We start from the raw sequence: 15,871 nt of genomic DNA on the forward strand, positions 1-15,871 counted from the left end.
ACCAAACAGAGCAACTCTATCATTTAGCCAATCAGCAAAAATTATTTAATTGTAGACTGCTCATTTGACTCTTTTGGATAGAAAGCAATGATGATTAGCGCAAATATAGCACCGTGGCTTGTTAGTGTAGTCACAAATGAAGACTCATTAAACGTCCACGCAATTCCACATAATGTTGGAATAATTATGTAGATATTTTTATTGTGACTCATTGTATTTAAAGCCAAGAACAACAACCCCATTAATACACTATTGAAAAGCACGCCTAAGAACCCGATGTTTGCGAAAGTATCACCGAACGCATTTACATTCGACCTCATCCCCTCACGATTAAAGTACTCTTGCCCAATAATAAATGAAGGATCCATGACGTATCGCGTTTCTATGATACTGCCCATAAAATTTTTACTATAAAGTGCTAAGCCATTCACAGAAAAGTATTCTATGAAATAACCAGATAGCATTCCCGGCACAATCAACGCTCTACGAACGAGAATATCAATTAGCAGCGTATTCCCGATTAGATAAAATATTACGAGTGAGACGCAGCAAAATAAAACAACCGAACGGAAGAACCTATATCCAGAATCACCACCTTTTTTTAAAAGATGATAGGAATAAAATGTAACCATCATAATGATGATGTAGCTTTTGTGAGCAGATACAGTAAACAGATAAAGTTGGCTCAGAACAAATAGTGTTGCTATCAAATATTTTTTGTTGTGATAGAAATAGATAAACAACATAGGAATAATAATTTTCGTCAGCCAGCTTACTCCATAAAGCGAGATAAGGGATGCATTCTTCGCTTGTTCTCGCTGCTCTAGCCTTATATCGTACAGGCTGGCTAAACTTTCCAGTGAAAAAAGCCGTTGCGGTTCAAACCCATAGTCAAGGTAAATAGATACCATGATTAGCAGGAAAAAAAACAGTATTAATGTTGAAAATAGAGGTTTGCTCAGAGTAGGGAAGTTTCTAAATGACAAATCAAAATTACTTATAAAGGCAATCATAATAAAGCCAAACACAAAACTTAACTGCGCAAGCTGAAGGCTAAATGATCCCAATGTAGATAGCGTAAACAAAGGAACTATCAAAGATGGAACCAAAACCATTACAAATAGGAACCACAAAAATAGAATCTGATGGCTTTTTAAAGGCACAAGGTATCAACTGAACAACCAAGCATAAGATCATAATATTTATGATCATTATTATAAAACTTGGCTCAGTGTAACTGTATCCCATGTAGGCATAACTTGGGTAAACTACATCCTTATACACAAAGTAGAGTGCTATTGAATAAAACAGGGTCAGCACAGCTTTCATGCCACCGTTAGGTGAAAGTGAAAATATTATGTGCTTACCCATGCCAACCACCATAACTCACTCAGCTCGGGTTCTGTTTCTATTCAATTTAACAATCAATCGCAATAAAGATATGAATACCCCCAAAATCCCACCCAAAAATGCGCCTAGTACAACTATTAGAGGGCGGTTTGGTGTACTAGGTAGCTCTGGAGCTATTGCAGGATCAAGCGTTTTAAAAAAGTACTCTTTTCTTACTTCAGCTAACATGACAGTCTGCATTTGCTGCTCAATTAAACTATAGAAAACGCTTCGCATTTGCTTAAGGGCTACGTCATTAATCTTTTCTTTCAAGAAACTAATGCTTCGTGTCGCTTCTTCTACTTCTGACTTTCTAATAAACTCATTAATTTCAAATAGCAATGTCTCTGCCATCATTCTAGCGACATAGGGAGAAAAGTGCTTAACTGTAATTGTTACTACTCCATTCTCAGAGTTTTTTCCAACAGAGAAGTTATCTCTGACAAACGTTTCATACACTTCTTGGAGGCTAGGTTCTATTTGTAATGGTGGTTGAACATCACGAACCCACTTCTTGGCTTGATCATCGTAAATAGTAATATCGTATGTTATCAAATCACGTTCATAATCCCACGAATCAACGGCCATTATCAGTGGCTTCCAGTTATGCTTCTCGATTACTCCTGACAGAAAACTACGTGAAAGTAGAGATTCCATTGCCATCGTCAGTTTAGTTTGGCCTGAGCTATTCAAGTCTATTCCAGCCATGCTCGCCAATCCGCCAAATTGACCAGCCAACGCGGCTATTCCACCACCTTGAGACTCTTCAGAAGGTATTACTACGACAGATGACGTATATTTGTTAGGCGTATGAAGTGCAATTACAATTGATATAGCTACTCCAGCCATTGAAGCTATTAAAATAGTAATTTTATAGCGAACTAAAAAAGCCAAAACATCTGCAAATGTAATTTCTGTGCTTGTTTTCATCTTTTCACCTAAAGAGATCCGATGGCTGCGACAGCCACACCTAATTGATAGATTATTTGTGTTACTTGTGACCACAAGGTCAAGTTATCCGTGTATGTACTGTCTAGTGGCACAACAATCGTATCTCCCGCATCGATAACACCATCGTCATTCGACACCGCAAACCAGCTGCCCTTATTCGGCACCACCACTTGACCATTTGCCTTTATTACATACACCTTCTCTGCCGCCGCTTTGTCTTTTAAACCGCCGCTTAAATTAATGTAATCTTCTATATCCAGCCCTTGTTTATGTAAATGCGATGTCGCAACATAGACTTCACCTATTACATTAACTGATTGCCTTTCCGTTGGAATATACAACGTGTCCTTATCTTCAAGGACTAGGTTTATTTCATTACCCATCACGCTGTCTATATCGATAATCAATCGACCAACCGCTTCCGTCTCCGATAATTGGTCTATTAATTTATTTAAACCACCCGCTCCCGACGTTAAAAGGCTATCGCTCGCATTTAAATTGTTTGTAATGACTTCCCGACGTAAAGAATCCGAAAGGTCTTTTAAGTATTTTTGTTCTTGCTCTTTCAAAGATTCACGTGTAAAAATCGCCGCATCTACCGCTGCGTATTCTGTAAATCCACCTGCACGCTCTATGACACTTTTTAACGTCTCACCGCGTCTAATGGTGTACTTCCCTGGTAAAAGAACCTCACCCACCAACTCTATAACTTGGCTCTCTTGCCAGTTAGGAGCTTTAAAAATGTTTATGTAGTCGCGCCCTTCCAGTGTATAGTCACTTCGACCTTGCTCACTGAGTGCCTCATCAAGCGGCACTGTTAAATTACGAACATCTATTTTATCTGCTAAATCAATACGAGTGATTTCTGCTTGTTTTAAATAGCTTCCCTCTAGTAAGCCGCCCGCTGCAGCAATGATATCTGCCACTAACGCACCTTCCTCAATTGGGTATAAGCCCGGGAACCTTACATTTCCTGACACCTCAACAATGAGTGCTGGCTTCCCGCCACTGCCTTGATTAGACAAATCATTTAATATTGGTGCTAATAACTTTGAGCGGCTAAATACGGCTAACTCTGCCTCTATCCGGCGCTTTTGTTCTTCTACTTGCAGCTCTTTTATTTCATCTTGAAGTGACTTAATTAAAATTGGGTATGTATTAGTTACAAATACATCTTTCTTTTCCCCATTTTGATTACTTAATGTCGCTTGCTCTATATCAGCGCCCAAATCAGAGCTACTGTCTGTGTACTCTTCAAACTTGAATTGCTTATACTCACTCCAACGCAGACGATTTCCTAGCTCTCTAAGTTCATCTTGAGTAAGTGCTTTTTTTCTCAGCTGGGATAATTCTTGGCTCTTCAGCTCATAGTTGCTAAAGACAACGATTCTGTCGCCTGCATTTAATTGTTCATCTGCCTGACTTTGATGTAGCTCTCGTGGAGAAAATTGGCTAACTCTTTTTAGACCTGAGCTATCCGTGTGCACTATCAAGGCATAGTTAATATCTGCATTAGGTAATAATGCACTTGGCAGCTCCCCAAGCACATCTGACAAACGCATGCCGTTGAACCACTGATATTCACCCGGTCGCGCTACCGCTCCAATCAAGTACACGGAGTTCTTTGACTCTTTTGCTTTTTTTGGCACATAGACTTCGTCACCATCGTTCAACAACATGTTTTTCTTTTGCGAAAAATCCACATTTTGAACCGAACGTTGTCCCTGTCCCGCATACGTACTTACTTTTAACGAACTCGTATACGCATTTGCGGAAAAACCACCTGCAAACGCAATCGCGTCTACTAGTGACTCTTTTTCTTGTAGTTCATAAATAGCTTCTCGTTTCACGCCACCTTGAACTGATACCAGCTTACTGGCCGTGGGAACTAATATGACATCCCCTGTTTTCAGGGTTATGTCCCCTAAATTTGAACCTGCTAAAAGCAAATCGTATAAATCAAACTTACCAACTTGTTCACCCTGGCGCTTTAGAGAAATAGACCTAAAAGAGCCGACATCACTTACCCCGCCCGCAAAGCTCACTGCGGTACTTATCGTAGATAAAGGAGGAAGCAAATAAGGTCCTGGTTTTACAACTTCACCCGTCACGTACACCTTAACCGGCTGTACCTTTGACAGTGAAACCAACGTTTGCACACCAATAAACTTATTCTCAGCTTGTTGTGCAACACGCTTTTTTACTTCTTCTAATGTTAAGCCTGAGACCTGAAGAGGACCGATACCAGGCACCATAATTGAGCCATTAGGTAATACTTCCAAGGCAAACTCTTCGTTTTGCTCACCATACAATACGACCGAAAGCTCATCTCCAGCTGAAAGAAGGTAACTCGCTGGCGCAGACTGCACTTGAGCCGTCATCATATTATTCAGCTCACTTTGAAAAAAGTCGCTGCCATAACGCGTCAGTACATTGTCTTCAGGTTTATAGTATTCATCCTCAGGAAACAAAGCTCCCGCCGATTCATGGGTTGGTAACTCTTGCGTAAATGGTTGGTATTCCGGTGTGTCAACTTGAGACTGTGAAGTTGAGCCCGATGATAAGAGCGTATTTACGTCCACACCATACTTTCTTGCGAGGGCTTCTTGCTGCGATTTAGGGAGCTTTTTGAACATCTCTAGTTGAGATTGACTTATTTGAGGCGAGGCTGATGCCACATCCACGGCACTAAAAAAAAGCACAGCAAGTATAAATACTTTACTTAATACTCGATACACATCGTTCTCCAACTAGAAACCCCTAAATCAGCCGCGAATTGTATCGAAAGTTGACATACATTGAAAATGTTAATTTTCCCGCTATAGAGACTTTGCCCAGTTCAAGTATAATAGCGGCACTTAATCAAATGATTCTTGGCTCAGATGCATTTAATCTACCTACACCAATACTTCGCAACGCCTAAATGCAACGGTGGTACACGCTCTTATGAAATGGCCAAAAGACTGGTTGTAAAGGGCCACCGGGTGACGATGATCACCTCATCAGCATTTCTCGAACAGTTTGATACTTTCGAGGCTGGTTGGAACGAGCGCGAAATAGATGGCATCGAACTTCACATTTATCATCTCCCCTATTCAAATACCGATAGCTTTGCGAAGCGAATCCAAAAATTTCTTAGCTTTTCACTGGCCTCTTCTCGTAAGGCTTTAAAAATAAAAGCGGACTTGGTCTTCGCAACAAGTACTCCGTTGACCATTGCAATCCCAGCTCTTATCTATAAGAAGCTTAAAAAAGTACCTTTTGTTTTTGAGGTAAGGGATTTATGGCCTGAAGTGCCAATTGCCATGGGTGTCATCAAAAACAAAATCCTGATTAACATGCTGAATGCATTTGAGAAATGGACCTACAAAAACGCTTCTCAGGTGATTGCTCTGTCTGATGATATGGGGAAAGGTGTCGTGAAATACGGATACGATACTAGCAAAATCCATGTCATTCCTAACTCCTGCGATACCGAGTTGTTCTCAAATATACCCACAGCTAACACAGATATTGATGCCATGCTCAGCTTTGTCAATGACAGAAAGCTTATCCTTTACGCCGGTACATTTGGTCTTGTAAACCGAGTTGACTACTTTGCTCACTTAGCACATGCAGCCAAAGCGTTCCCAGAACTCTGTTTTGTCGCAATAGGCTCTGGAATGTGTAAACCAGACGTCATTAAGTTAGCGAAAGAACTCGACGTTTATCAGAAAAACCTCTTCATTCTCGACCCAGTCTCAAAAGACAAAGTTGTGCACTTATATCAGCGCGCAGATTTGTGTTTTAGTTTAGTTGGTGGGATACAGGAAACGTGGAAAAACTCCGCAAACAAACTATTTGACGCTATGGCTGCAGGTAAACCAATTGCAGTTAACCATGGTGGTTGGCAGGCTGAATTGATAAGTAAAGAAAAATGCGGAGTAGTTACCTCAAACGACTTCAGCGCTTCGGCGAAGAGGATTCATGATTTTTTAAACAATGAAGCTGCAGTAAACAATGCGATAGAAAGTTCCAAAAACCTTGCAAATAAGAGATTTTCTCGGGATCTGCTTTTTGAGAAATTCGAACAAGCGTTGCTTCGAGCAAAACAGTAAAAAGAAGCCTCAATGAAGAGGCTTTTTTACTTTAGAAGTTGTATACGAGAGTTAAAGCAGTTTCCGTATCGGTATTGTCTTTATCTTCTGCAACGTCAGTGTTGTGGGTAACGTTAAAACCAACTTTCATTTGCAAAGAACCATTGATTTTGGTCAACAAGGCACTTTCAGAGCGGGTTTTCGTGTTTGTGTCACCATATTCAACAGCTAACAACTGAGTAAACTTTGCACCCTCAGAAATTTGCCAAGTGTAATCGGCTTTAGCAAGTGCAATCACCTCACCTTCCCACTCACCAGCAAGCAGTTCACCGTTATCGCCAACTTCAGTGCTGTCATTTGGATACTTAAAGTACTTGTAACCTGGACCGATTTCCGCGTTTAACACCATTGTTTCGTTATCAATTAAGCGTAAACCATAACCAGCAGAAGCAACCGCTTCTTCACGATATGCACCGAAGTAATCACTCAAGTAAGAGCCATATACGAACAAGTGCGCATTCTTTTCGTTTAGCTTATAGTTACCTTGCGCTGAGCCAAAGTATTTTTCGTTTGTACGTTCCGTTGTCTTTGAGCCATCGTTCTGCTCAACTTCATCTTCTTTGTACAAACCGCTTAACTTATACTCATTGTTCCACATTTCTAAGTTGTGCTTTACCGTTAATGCGCCTTTAAATGTGGTCGTTTCAGTGTTACCGCTGGTAATAATAGCGCCAAGCTCGGCGTTAGCTTCCCAGGTTTTTTTCTCTTCTGCTGTAACGTTGGTTGCAGCACATGCTGCAACCAACAAAGCCAAGGACTTCAATTTCATGTTAGCGATATTCCCCTGATTATTCGCCAGTTTTATGTAGGTGAACATCCATTTGAGGATAAGGAATACCTACATCGTTATCATCTAATGCGATTTTAATGTTTTCCATTAGGTCGAAATATGTTGGCCAGTAATCAGCTGTATTAACCCAAGGGCGAACAACAAAGTTAACACTCGAATCTGCAAGCTCACTGACTGCAACTGTGTACGCAGGGTCTTTTAGGATACGGCTTTCCGCATCAAGTACTGACGTAAGTACACTTTTAGCTTTTTTCAAATCTGCGTCATAGCTTACACCAATCACTAGATCGATTCGACGTGTCTTTTCACGTGAGTAATTAACAATGGCGCCAGACATAATTGCAGAGTTTGGCATAACGATGATTTTGTTATCCGGCGTATTCATTTCTGTAGAAAATATTTCAATTTTTCGAACTACACCCGCTTTACCGCCCGCTTCAATATAATCACCTGATTTAAATGGACGTAAGATGATGATTAGAACACCTGAAGCAAAGTTTGATAGGGAACCTTGCAGTGCCAAGCCAACAGCTAAGCCCGCAGCACCGAGAATGGCGATGAAAGAGGTCGTTTCAACACCCACTTGTGACAACGCCATTAATAACGTGCCAATGAAAACCAACGCATAGATAATATTGCCGCAGAATGAACCAACGGCTTTGTCAACTTTTCGTTTCGCGAACGCTTTTTCAGTGAGGCTGCTACACCATTTAGCGATACGCAGACCTACGATGAATATAATAATTGCTAGCACGACTTGCACAGCATAGTGAGTTAATAGCTCAGAGTTTTCTGAGATCCAGTTTGTTATAGTTTCCATTAGCACTCCTACGATTTGCTATAAAATTGGTACACAATACAGTATCGCGCAGCTGCACCTTTGTACCTAATATATTATTCTCTCAGTTTTTAAATAAATCGCAACTGAATATCTTGGTGAAGTTTGAACACACACCCCATTCCATCAACAAAGTTTTACTAAATTTAGCCCGTTCGAAGAAAAATAGCTGGCATTTAGATTAAATTTAAAGCGAACAATAAAAACTCCTAAATTTTTTCTTCACAACTACAATTAAACTATGTATTATGCGCGCCACACATCAAGCGATGTGCACTTCTTTATGGCGGCTGTAGCTCAGTTGGTAGAGCCCTGGATTGTGATTCCGGTTGTCGCGAGTTCAAGTCTCGTCAGTCGCCCCATTTTTCTCCCTAAGTATTTCTAATTTATTATTTATTTCAAATTTATTTGAAATCTTAAACACCAAAATATCAACATATCCCTCATTCAAAGCTACATATCAATGTGACACTATGGCTTTATATTCGGCTGACAGGCAGAATTCCATTTTCACTAGCAAAAAAGCCAGCACTTTATGACGGATTCATTTGCTCTAGCAGTTTAAACTATCACGCCCTTTCCACATCAAAACTAAGCACTTCTTTAATGTGCGACTTTTCACAGGCTAACATCACCAAGCGATCAATACCCAGTGCTACTCCTGCACAATCAGGTAAACCCGTTTCAAGTGCAGCTAGAAAATGCTCATCTAACTCTACCGGTGCTAATCCCTTAGTTGCACGCTTTGCGTTGTCTGCTTCGAACCTGGCTCGTTGCTCTCGCGCATCCGTCAGCTCATTAAAACCATTGGCTAATTCTTTGCCTTTGAAGTACAACTCAAACCGACCTGCGACGCGCGGGTCAGCTTGATTTAATTTAGCGAGTGCGGCCTGAGATGCGGGGAAATCATAAACAAAGCACGGTGATTCTTGGCCGATTCTCGGTTCAATAACCATACAAAAAAGTAGTTGCAGCAAGACATCTCGATCTGTTTCAACTTGCGCTATGTCAGCAAAACCCTCAGCGCTAGCGATCTCTTTAAGCTCCTCCAGCGTTGCCTGCAAGGGATCAATATTAAGGTGCTGGATAAACGCTTGCTGGTAAGAAAAACGCGCTGCTGGTTGAGTTGCCAAAACAAGCTGAATCAGCTCATCCATTTCGTCCATGAGCTCGTGTTCATCAAAGCCAACTCTGTACCACTCCAACATTGTGAACTCGGGGTTATGATGGCGACCGTTTTCTTCATTACGAAACGCGCGGCCAATTTGATAAATGCAACCACTTCCCGCGGCTAAAAGACGCTTCATGGCATATTCTGGCGACGTTTGCAGATAAAGCGGCAAACCTTGAGCATACCCTTGCCCTACAAACTGAGTAGAGAAGCAATGTAGGTGCTCATCAGTCACACTGGCTTGTGATAGACACGGTGTTTCTACCTCCATCACCGAGCGTGCGAAGAAGAACTCACGAATGGTACGTATGATTGCAGCGCGCTGTTTAAGCGTTTCAATGCTCGCACTGGGCTGCCATAACACGTCTGGATGATTCATTATTCTTTCCTTTCACAGGGTCGCCAAATAAAAAATCCCAGCGCGTAACCCGAGCTGGGATCATTACAAAGTAATAGTATCGCTTTGGGCGATTATTTTACACGGCTAACGTAGTCGCCAGATCGTGTATCAACTTTGATTACTTCACCGATTTGGATGAACAATGGCACACGAACAACTGCTCCTGTGCTCAAAGTAGCAGGCTTACCGCCTGTACCCGCAGTGTCACCTTTCAGACCTGGATCTGTTTCAGTCACTTCTAGCTCAACAAAGTTAGGTGGAGTTACAGCAATTGGGTTACCGTTCCACAAAGTGATTGTGCAAGAGTCGTTCTCCACCAACCATTTAACGTTGTCGCCTACCGCCTTTTCGTCAGCTGCGATTTGCTCAAACGTTTCATTGTTCATGAAATGCCAGAACTCACCGTCTGTGTATAGGTATGCTAGATCGGTGTCCATTACATCAGCGCCTTCAACAGAGTCGCCTGACTTGAACGTCTTTTCTAATACCTTACCTGAGATCAGCTTACGTACTTTAACGCGGTTAAACGCTTGACCTTTACCAGGCTTAACAACCTCATTTTCAAGGATGCTACAAGGCTCGCCGTCCATCATAAATTTAAGGCCACCCTTAAACTCGTTGGTGCTATAATTCGCCATCTTGTCCTCTAATAAACAATTTCGAGTAATTAACCTGTCAATGATACAAAGAATCGAAGTAAATTTGCATAAAAACTGGCAAAAAGAATTAGCAAATGTTGTCACTCGCCCTGAAGAGTTGCTGACTTTACTTGATCTTCCAGTGCAAGAGTTCATCCCAGACAGCGAAGCTCGAACCCTTTTTAACCTGCGAGTGCCCCGCCCTTTTATAGCGAAGATGGAAAAAGGAAACGCACGCGACCCTTTGTTATTACAGGTTTTACCTCGTCGACAAGAATTTGAACAAGTAAATGGTTTCAGTGAAGATCCACTGCTTGAGCAAGACAACGAGCAGCCAGGATTACTGCACAAATACCGCTCTCGCGTGCTGTTAGTTTTTAAATCAGCGTGTGCCATAAATTGCCGCTACTGCTTTCGACGCCACTTCCCCTATGGCGATAACCAGTTAAATAAAAAGGCACTAGAAGACAAACTTGCCTACATCGCATCGAAGCCGGAAGTAAACGAAGTCATATTAAGTGGTGGTGACCCACTGATGGCCAATGACGAGCACATCGCGTGGTTTGTTGAGCAACTGGAAGCCCTCACGAATATCAAACGCTTGCGCATTCATTCACGCCTGCCTGTTACGATTCCTGCGCGCATTACTCCTGAGCTGTGCACAGTATTAAATAATACACGACTGCAAGTGGTTGTAGTGCATCACATTAACCATGGCAATGAGATAGATGAGGCATTCGCTAAGGCGACAGCGATGCTTAAAAGTGCCGGTGTCACTCAATTGAATCAAGCGGTATTACTTCGCGACGTGAATGACAGTGTGGAAGCGCAAATCACACTCAACGAAAAACTTTTCGAAGTCGGCATTTTACCTTACTACTTACATCTGTTAGACAAAGTCCAAGGCGCGGCTCACTTCGACATAAATGAAGGCGAAGCTAAAGAGATCATGGCGCAAATCATAAAAGCACTCCCTGGCTTTTTAGTACCAAAGCTCGTGCGTGAAATTGGCGGCGAACACAGCAAAACGCCAATAGACTTACATCTAGCACCTTAAACAAAAAAAGCCCGCAACTCAGTGCGGACTTTTATTGGTTCATTACGGCGTAACTGCTGAATTAAACGTGGATATTAATGTTGCTACCCAGCGTTGATGTAACACCAGCGCTTGGGCTTTGCGCCACGCGGGTTACGTTTGCAGCAGATTCAATAAGCGCAATAGCGGCCTGACCATCAGCTTGCTGACGTTTCTTGGCGAGTGCTGCGCTATAGATTTCTGCGCCTTGACCACTGTCACTCATGACAGGGAGAGAGCCTCCAGATATATTCATAACGCTTACCTGACTTTTTAAATGAATCCACGTACCATATCGGCCAAATGCGAAAAAGCTTTAGAAGAAAATGAACTCTATTATCGAAAAACTTAACGACAATTTAAAACTAGCCTATCGTCAAGCACTTGATGCAGACCAAAAGTTAGATCAGCTGCAAAAAGATGGCCACGGCAAATTTCAAGCGCTCTTTAATGAAGATGCAGGTTTTGATTTTGAAGCCAAGCGATTCAAACCTTACGTATTAGATGTAGCGGCCGACGTCGATACCTTGAGTCAAAACGACGATCTCGACCCAGATTTATTGAAAAAAACGGTCCTAAAACTTCAGAATTTACTCGCTTTGCTAGCAACATTTAAAACTAACTAACGTTGCTGCGGGTGTGAGAACAAGCGCCGACTGCGCAGCACACTCCATACCACCAGCATAGTAAGCCCTAGTAATAGGGCTTTCATCTCTATCGCAAAATCAATGATGAACAGCGTAGATAACACTTCTACCACGATCAGCAAGTAGATAAAACGCAGTACAACACGCTCGTGAACTTTACCCAATACATAGGCACCTAATGGCGCGCCAATAGCCACAATAGGGGCTGCAAAAAACCATGCATTAAATACTGAGTGATTTATAGAGAATTGGCCAAGCAAGGTTAAGCTGACAATACCAATCATTGATATCAAAGCCATTAAACATACCGTTGTCGGGATAAGTGCTTTTGCACTTACACGCTGCCTCAGAACCAAATAAAAGAACAATAAGGTGTCTGCACCCGCGCCTACAAACGCACTCAATACGCCACCGAGTAATGCCACGATAAAAAGCCCTGCGCCCGAGCGCCACAGTCCGTCTTGCTCGTTAATACTCTTGACCAGCAAATAACCGCAGCCCAATAACAAGAAACTGTACAACACCTTTAGGTATGTATTGGCAACATTAAAATGCAAACCAATTGCCAATCCTAGTAAAGCTAGAGGCAATACCCGAATCAGCAAGGACCAATAGATTTTGACCTTGCGCGAAACAAAAAAGAGCGTGGCAAAACTCATTCCAACCGCTTGGATAGCAAGTGAGAATGTTTTGGCATCCACTGCGGAATAATTTAAAAGCTTGGTAAAAACAGGAAAAGCAACAGCTCCACCACCCAAAGGAGTTGAGCCGGCAACAAATGAACCAAAAGCCATCGTCACAGACGACGCCCAGTTTGTAGCTAAGTCACCCACAGTGAAGTAATTAAAATACACAATGCACCACACGCTAAACAGCGCAACGAGTGTTACGGGGTAAATGTGGCTTCGGGTCATCTAGATAAAGAAATAAAAGGAATAGTTTATGGTAAACAGATTACCACTTGTTAATCACGAACGCAGCTGCCCAGCACAAAAATGGCGCCAAGAAGGCGCCATTTAAACTTTAAATTTATCGGTATTTTTTTGTTGGTTCGATACCCAACTCTGGATACAGGGTGTCTTGGAACCAAGAGCTGATCAAGCGAAAGTCATAGTAAAACTCTTTATCGGCATGGATTGAGCGCATGCGATCCATGAAGCCCATATCTTTGATTTTCACATCTCCTTCGCTCAACACTTTCCCATCTTTGTCAGTCAGTTGGTAACTAAATTCAATACGAGGGATGTACAAAGACTCAATAACACGAAATTCATTCATGCCGTAACGCACATCACCCGCTAAGTCTAAATCTTTAACCTCGGCACTAAACACATAGCCTTCAGGAAGATTATTTTGCGCTTCAAAGTTAAAATGCTCGTCGAAACGTTTAACTAAGCGCTCTTGAAATCTCTTTTTGGTTTCATTCGCAGGACGTGCATCAGCGTAATCATTTAAATCGCCCCATTTAATCTTTGCTTCACCTGCATACGAACTGACAGACGTTACAAGCGCGGCTGCGGTAATTAATAAAGTGGCTGCTTTCATAACATTCTCCAAATGTGTTCTGCTTTAATATAGACCCTTCTGTTACCGTTTAGATTACAAAATGCCCAATAAATTCGTTACTAAGTGTAATCTATTATGCTTATTTGTACCGAGCGTAATCACTTGAGTCAAATATGAAAACCCAGCCGAAGCTGGGTTGTAGTATAGTCATCGAGGGGAGCTATACCGCTAAGATAAGCGAAGATTAGATAAATGCAGGTATTATTCTTTGCGCAGTCATTTGCAAGGTTTCATTGTCTCGGTGGTGTGCGGTAAACACTATCGATAGATTTAACTCTTCCAATAAGATGATGTACATACCGCCTCCACCTTGTGCGGATGCGCTGAAATAGGATTTATCTCCAGAGCGTAAATCTGCACTCCACCAAAAGAAGCCATACCCCTGATTTAATACATCTTTACCTCCACCAAATACATCTTCATCACCGGGTAGAATAATTCGACTGGTCGCTTTTTTAAGGAAGGCTTCGGAAACCAATTGCTCTGCATTCCACTTCCCCTTATTCAAAGCCAGCAAGCCAATTTTCGCCATATCGCGCGATGTAAGACTCATTTTCCACCCCGATTCAGGCAATCCACTCAAGGCTGTTCGCCAGTCATAATTGGTGATCCCCATCTTTGCGAACAATTCTTGCTGGATAAAGTCTCTCGCAGTGCCCGGAACAACTGCTTCAATCACTTGCATAACTAAAATGGGCCCAGTGCCATAACGGAACACCTGCTTTTCGGCGGTAATAGGTTCACTTTGCTCAAACATTTTTTGAATTTCCCCCTGCCCACGCAAAGAGTCTGGGTCTTCACTCATTTTTTCCCACTGCTGCTCACTAACGCGGAGTCCTGTGGTCATCGTAAGCGCTTCAAGTAATGTAACTTTATCTGTCCCACTCGCGATGGAGCTGGTATCTATGTCCTTCAAAAAGTGAATGACTGGTTTGTCCAAATCTTCCATCGATAAATACCCAAGCTGAATCGCGCGCCCTAACGCCAACCCTGTGTAAGATTTAGTTGCTGATGATTGCGGGTGGGATAAATCTACACGACCACGGCGAAAATAGGATTCAAACACTAACTTACCATTGTGTGAAATAAGCATACTGTCGTATTGACCGTGCATGCCTTGAGCGATTTCGTTGGCCAGTGCCATAATTTTTTCTTTGTCTGCGCCGGTTTTACCAAGCTTACCTACTGGAATACCATCTCCTCTATCCTGCGGCGCGGCGCTAATATAAGCTTCTTTTAACTCTGCAATATCCATAAACTTTACATCGCTATCTGGGTAACGCCAGTGCTGTATTTTAGCTTCATCTGCCTTCGCTTCTGGTGCCGGCTTACCTTTTACACCTGCAATCACAGAAAATGACAACCCAATACACCCAAACAACGCAATGCCGAGTGCTTTTCTGATACTCATATCAATATTCATAATCTTCCTTAGTGTTGATTTAATTCACGACCGAGTAAAACGCGAATTAGGAACTCAACCCAAATTGCCTCTCATCACACTTAAAAGCATGAAAAAAACCTGATTTTTTGCTGATTTTTGAGTGTATTCAATGGTCTGTATTCTTATACAGGGGCGATGGTGGTAATGTTTATACAGTTTGATGGGCGCGAAGGGCTGCGCACAAATTCAATATGGAATCGTGAAAGCATGACTGAACAATACTGGCTTGGTGATTATTTTATAGATACATCAAGGAACCAAATCACCTGCGGAAAACAGAGGTGCAAACGCTTCCCCCAAAAGCTATCGCTGTTCTCACTTTCCTCGCTGAACATCAAGGTCAGGTAATAAGCCAAGACATCTTGCTCGGCCATGTATGGGAAAATACGGTGGTATCGCCCAACACACTACAGCGATGTATTGCTCTGTTAAGAAAAGCGTTGGGAGATGACGCTAAAGCGCAAGACTACATAAAAACGCATGCAAAGAAAGGATATAGCTTAGAGTGCGATGTTAAGTGGCAAGATTTGACCCCACCCTCGAACAAGATTAACACTGCCTCACTTTTAGCAAAGACTCATCCCCGTACCGAACATAACCACCGACTTTTACTGAGTGTTCTGGGGGTATCGCTGTTAGCTGTGTGTATGGTGGTGCTATTCATGCAACGCCCAGCTGCAAACATCGCCTTCACCGTAGATAAAATTCGCCCTATTACATCTACCGATAATCGGGAGCTAGCAAGTATTTATTCGCCCAATGGCAAATTCGTGGTGTTTAAACGCTACCCAGAAGTAATGTGTGTAAATAATCTTTGGGCGAAGAA

At 42.2% G+C, this 15,871-nt stretch carries 15 protein-coding genes and 1 tRNA gene; 5 read left to right on the top strand and 11 right to left on the bottom strand.

All coding sequences use genetic code 11. The features are described from left to right. Nucleotides 1-41: 41 nt before the first annotated feature. From ACH19P_RS15315 to ACH19P_RS15325, 3 genes are all read right to left on the bottom strand, one after another. The gene (locus ACH19P_RS15315; RefSeq protein ID WP_462159464.1) at nt 42-1,097 is read right to left on the bottom strand and encodes a hypothetical protein; all 1,056 of its coding nucleotides are present in this window, start codon (nt 1,095-1,097) and stop codon (nt 42-44) included. Between the two features lie 289 nt (nt 1,098-1,386). Then, on the bottom strand, nt 1,387-2,319 hold the full coding sequence (locus ACH19P_RS15320) for a Wzz/FepE/Etk N-terminal domain-containing protein (RefSeq protein WP_462159465.1): 933 nt from the start codon (nt 2,317-2,319) through the stop codon (nt 1,387-1,389). Nucleotides 2,320-2,327: 8 nt separating this feature from the next. Next, nucleotides 2,328-5,078 carry an SLBB domain-containing protein gene (locus ACH19P_RS15325; RefSeq protein WP_462159466.1) on the bottom strand — a complete coding sequence of 917 codons (2,751 nt, stop codon included), beginning with the start codon at nt 5,076-5,078 and terminating at the stop codon, nt 2,328-2,330. 144 nt (nt 5,079-5,222) lie between these two features. On the opposite strand from ACH19P_RS15325, the gene ACH19P_RS15330 reads away from it, so the two are divergent. Next, nucleotides 5,223-6,437 (top strand): glycosyltransferase family 4 protein, encoded by a 1,215-nt coding sequence (locus ACH19P_RS15330; RefSeq protein ID WP_462159467.1) that lies wholly within the window; start codon nt 5,223-5,225, stop codon nt 6,435-6,437. Nucleotides 6,438-6,468: 31 nt separating this feature from the next. Here ACH19P_RS15330 and ACH19P_RS15335 read toward each other — a convergent pair whose 3' ends face one another. Then, entirely contained in the window at nt 6,469-7,245 is a 777-nt protein-coding gene (locus ACH19P_RS15335) for a DUF481 domain-containing protein (protein WP_462159468.1), read from the bottom strand. A gap of 19 nt (nt 7,246-7,264) precedes the next feature. Beyond that, nucleotides 7,265-8,086: a mechanosensitive ion channel domain-containing protein gene (locus ACH19P_RS15340; protein WP_462159469.1), complete on the bottom strand. Its 822-nt coding sequence runs from the start codon at nt 8,084-8,086 to the stop codon at nt 7,265-7,267. A gap of 304 nt (nt 8,087-8,390) precedes the next feature. Between ACH19P_RS15340 and ACH19P_RS15345 the strand changes: the two genes are divergently transcribed. Then, nucleotides 8,391-8,466, top strand: a tRNA-His gene (locus ACH19P_RS15345). Nucleotides 8,467-8,673: 207 nt separating this feature from the next. Here the strand turns inward: ACH19P_RS15345 and epmA are convergent. Further along, nucleotides 8,674-9,654 (bottom strand): elongation factor P--(R)-beta-lysine ligase, encoded by a 981-nt coding sequence (epmA, locus tag ACH19P_RS15350; protein ID WP_462159470.1) that lies wholly within the window; start codon nt 9,652-9,654, stop codon nt 8,674-8,676. A gap of 92 nt (nt 9,655-9,746) precedes the next feature. Then, a complete protein-coding gene (efp, locus tag ACH19P_RS15355; protein ID WP_462159471.1) occupies nt 9,747-10,313 on the bottom strand; it encodes an elongation factor P in 567 nt (188 codons plus the stop codon). A gap of 40 nt (nt 10,314-10,353) precedes the next feature. On the opposite strand from efp, the gene epmB reads away from it, so the two are divergent. After that, nucleotides 10,354-11,370 carry an EF-P beta-lysylation protein EpmB gene (epmB, locus tag ACH19P_RS15360; protein WP_462159472.1) on the top strand — a complete coding sequence of 339 codons (1,017 nt, stop codon included), beginning with the start codon at nt 10,354-10,356 and terminating at the stop codon, nt 11,368-11,370. Between the two features lie 61 nt (nt 11,371-11,431). Here epmB and ACH19P_RS15365 read toward each other — a convergent pair whose 3' ends face one another. Then, the gene (locus ACH19P_RS15365; RefSeq protein ID WP_462159473.1) at nt 11,432-11,644 is read right to left on the bottom strand and encodes a hypothetical protein; all 213 of its coding nucleotides are present in this window, start codon (nt 11,642-11,644) and stop codon (nt 11,432-11,434) included. Between the two features lie 70 nt (nt 11,645-11,714). On the opposite strand from ACH19P_RS15365, the gene ACH19P_RS15370 reads away from it, so the two are divergent. Further along, entirely contained in the window at nt 11,715-12,014 is a 300-nt protein-coding gene (locus ACH19P_RS15370; protein WP_462159474.1) for a prephenate dehydrogenase, read from the top strand. Here the strand turns inward: ACH19P_RS15370 and ACH19P_RS15375 are convergent. From ACH19P_RS15375 to ACH19P_RS15385, 3 genes are all read right to left on the bottom strand, one after another. Then, nucleotides 12,011-12,889: a sulfite exporter TauE/SafE family protein gene (locus tag ACH19P_RS15375; protein WP_462159475.1), complete on the bottom strand. Its 879-nt coding sequence runs from the start codon at nt 12,887-12,889 to the stop codon at nt 12,011-12,013. The genes ACH19P_RS15370 and ACH19P_RS15375 overlap by 4 nt on opposite strands. Before the next feature lie 175 nt (nt 12,890-13,064). Then, nucleotides 13,065-13,580: a DUF3016 domain-containing protein gene (locus ACH19P_RS15380; protein ID WP_462159476.1), complete on the bottom strand. Its 516-nt coding sequence runs from the start codon at nt 13,578-13,580 to the stop codon at nt 13,065-13,067. 205 nt (nt 13,581-13,785) lie between these two features. Next, nucleotides 13,786-15,012, bottom strand: coding sequence for a serine hydrolase domain-containing protein (locus ACH19P_RS15385; RefSeq protein ID WP_462159477.1), 1,227 nt, complete (start codon nt 15,010-15,012; stop codon nt 13,786-13,788). Between the two features lie 314 nt (nt 15,013-15,326). On the opposite strand from ACH19P_RS15385, the gene ACH19P_RS15390 reads away from it, so the two are divergent. Beyond that, nucleotides 15,327-15,871 (top strand): winged helix-turn-helix domain-containing protein (locus tag ACH19P_RS15390; RefSeq protein WP_462159478.1); only part of this gene is annotated, 545 nt, incomplete at its 3' end.

The sequence above is a fragment of the Pseudoalteromonas sp. GB56 genome, assembly GCF_054923835.1.

Bases quoted from the DNA above. Each gene is read 5' to 3' on its own strand.
- ACH19P_RS15320 (WP_462159465.1), bottom strand. From the start codon at position 2,319: ATGAAAACAAGCACAGAAATTACATTTGCAGATGTTTTGGCTTTTTTA.
- ACH19P_RS15370 (WP_462159474.1), top strand. From the start codon at position 11,715: ATGAACTCTATTATCGAAAAACTTAACGACAATTTAAAACTAGCCTAT.
- ACH19P_RS15380 (WP_462159476.1), bottom strand. From the start codon at position 13,580: ATGAAAGCAGCCACTTTATTAATTACCGCAGCCGCGCTTGTAACGTCT.
- epmB (WP_462159472.1), top strand. From the start codon at position 10,354: ATGATACAAAGAATCGAAGTAAATTTGCATAAAAACTGGCAAAAAGAA.
- ACH19P_RS15335 (WP_462159468.1), bottom strand. From the start codon at position 7,245: ATGAAATTGAAGTCCTTGGCTTTGTTGGTTGCAGCATGTGCTGCAACC.
- efp (WP_462159471.1), bottom strand. From the start codon at position 10,313: ATGGCGAATTATAGCACCAACGAGTTTAAGGGTGGCCTTAAATTTATG.
- ACH19P_RS15385 (WP_462159477.1), bottom strand. From the start codon at position 15,012: ATGAGTATCAGAAAAGCACTCGGCATTGCGTTGTTTGGGTGTATTGGG.
- epmA (WP_462159470.1), bottom strand. From the start codon at position 9,654: ATGAATCATCCAGACGTGTTATGGCAGCCCAGTGCGAGCATTGAAACG.
- ACH19P_RS15340 (WP_462159469.1), bottom strand. From the start codon at position 8,086: ATGGAAACTATAACAAACTGGATCTCAGAAAACTCTGAGCTATTAACT.
- ACH19P_RS15330 (WP_462159467.1), top strand. From the start codon at position 5,223: ATGCATTTAATCTACCTACACCAATACTTCGCAACGCCTAAATGCAAC.
- ACH19P_RS15365 (WP_462159473.1), bottom strand. From the start codon at position 11,644: ATGAATATATCTGGAGGCTCTCTCCCTGTCATGAGTGACAGTGGTCAA.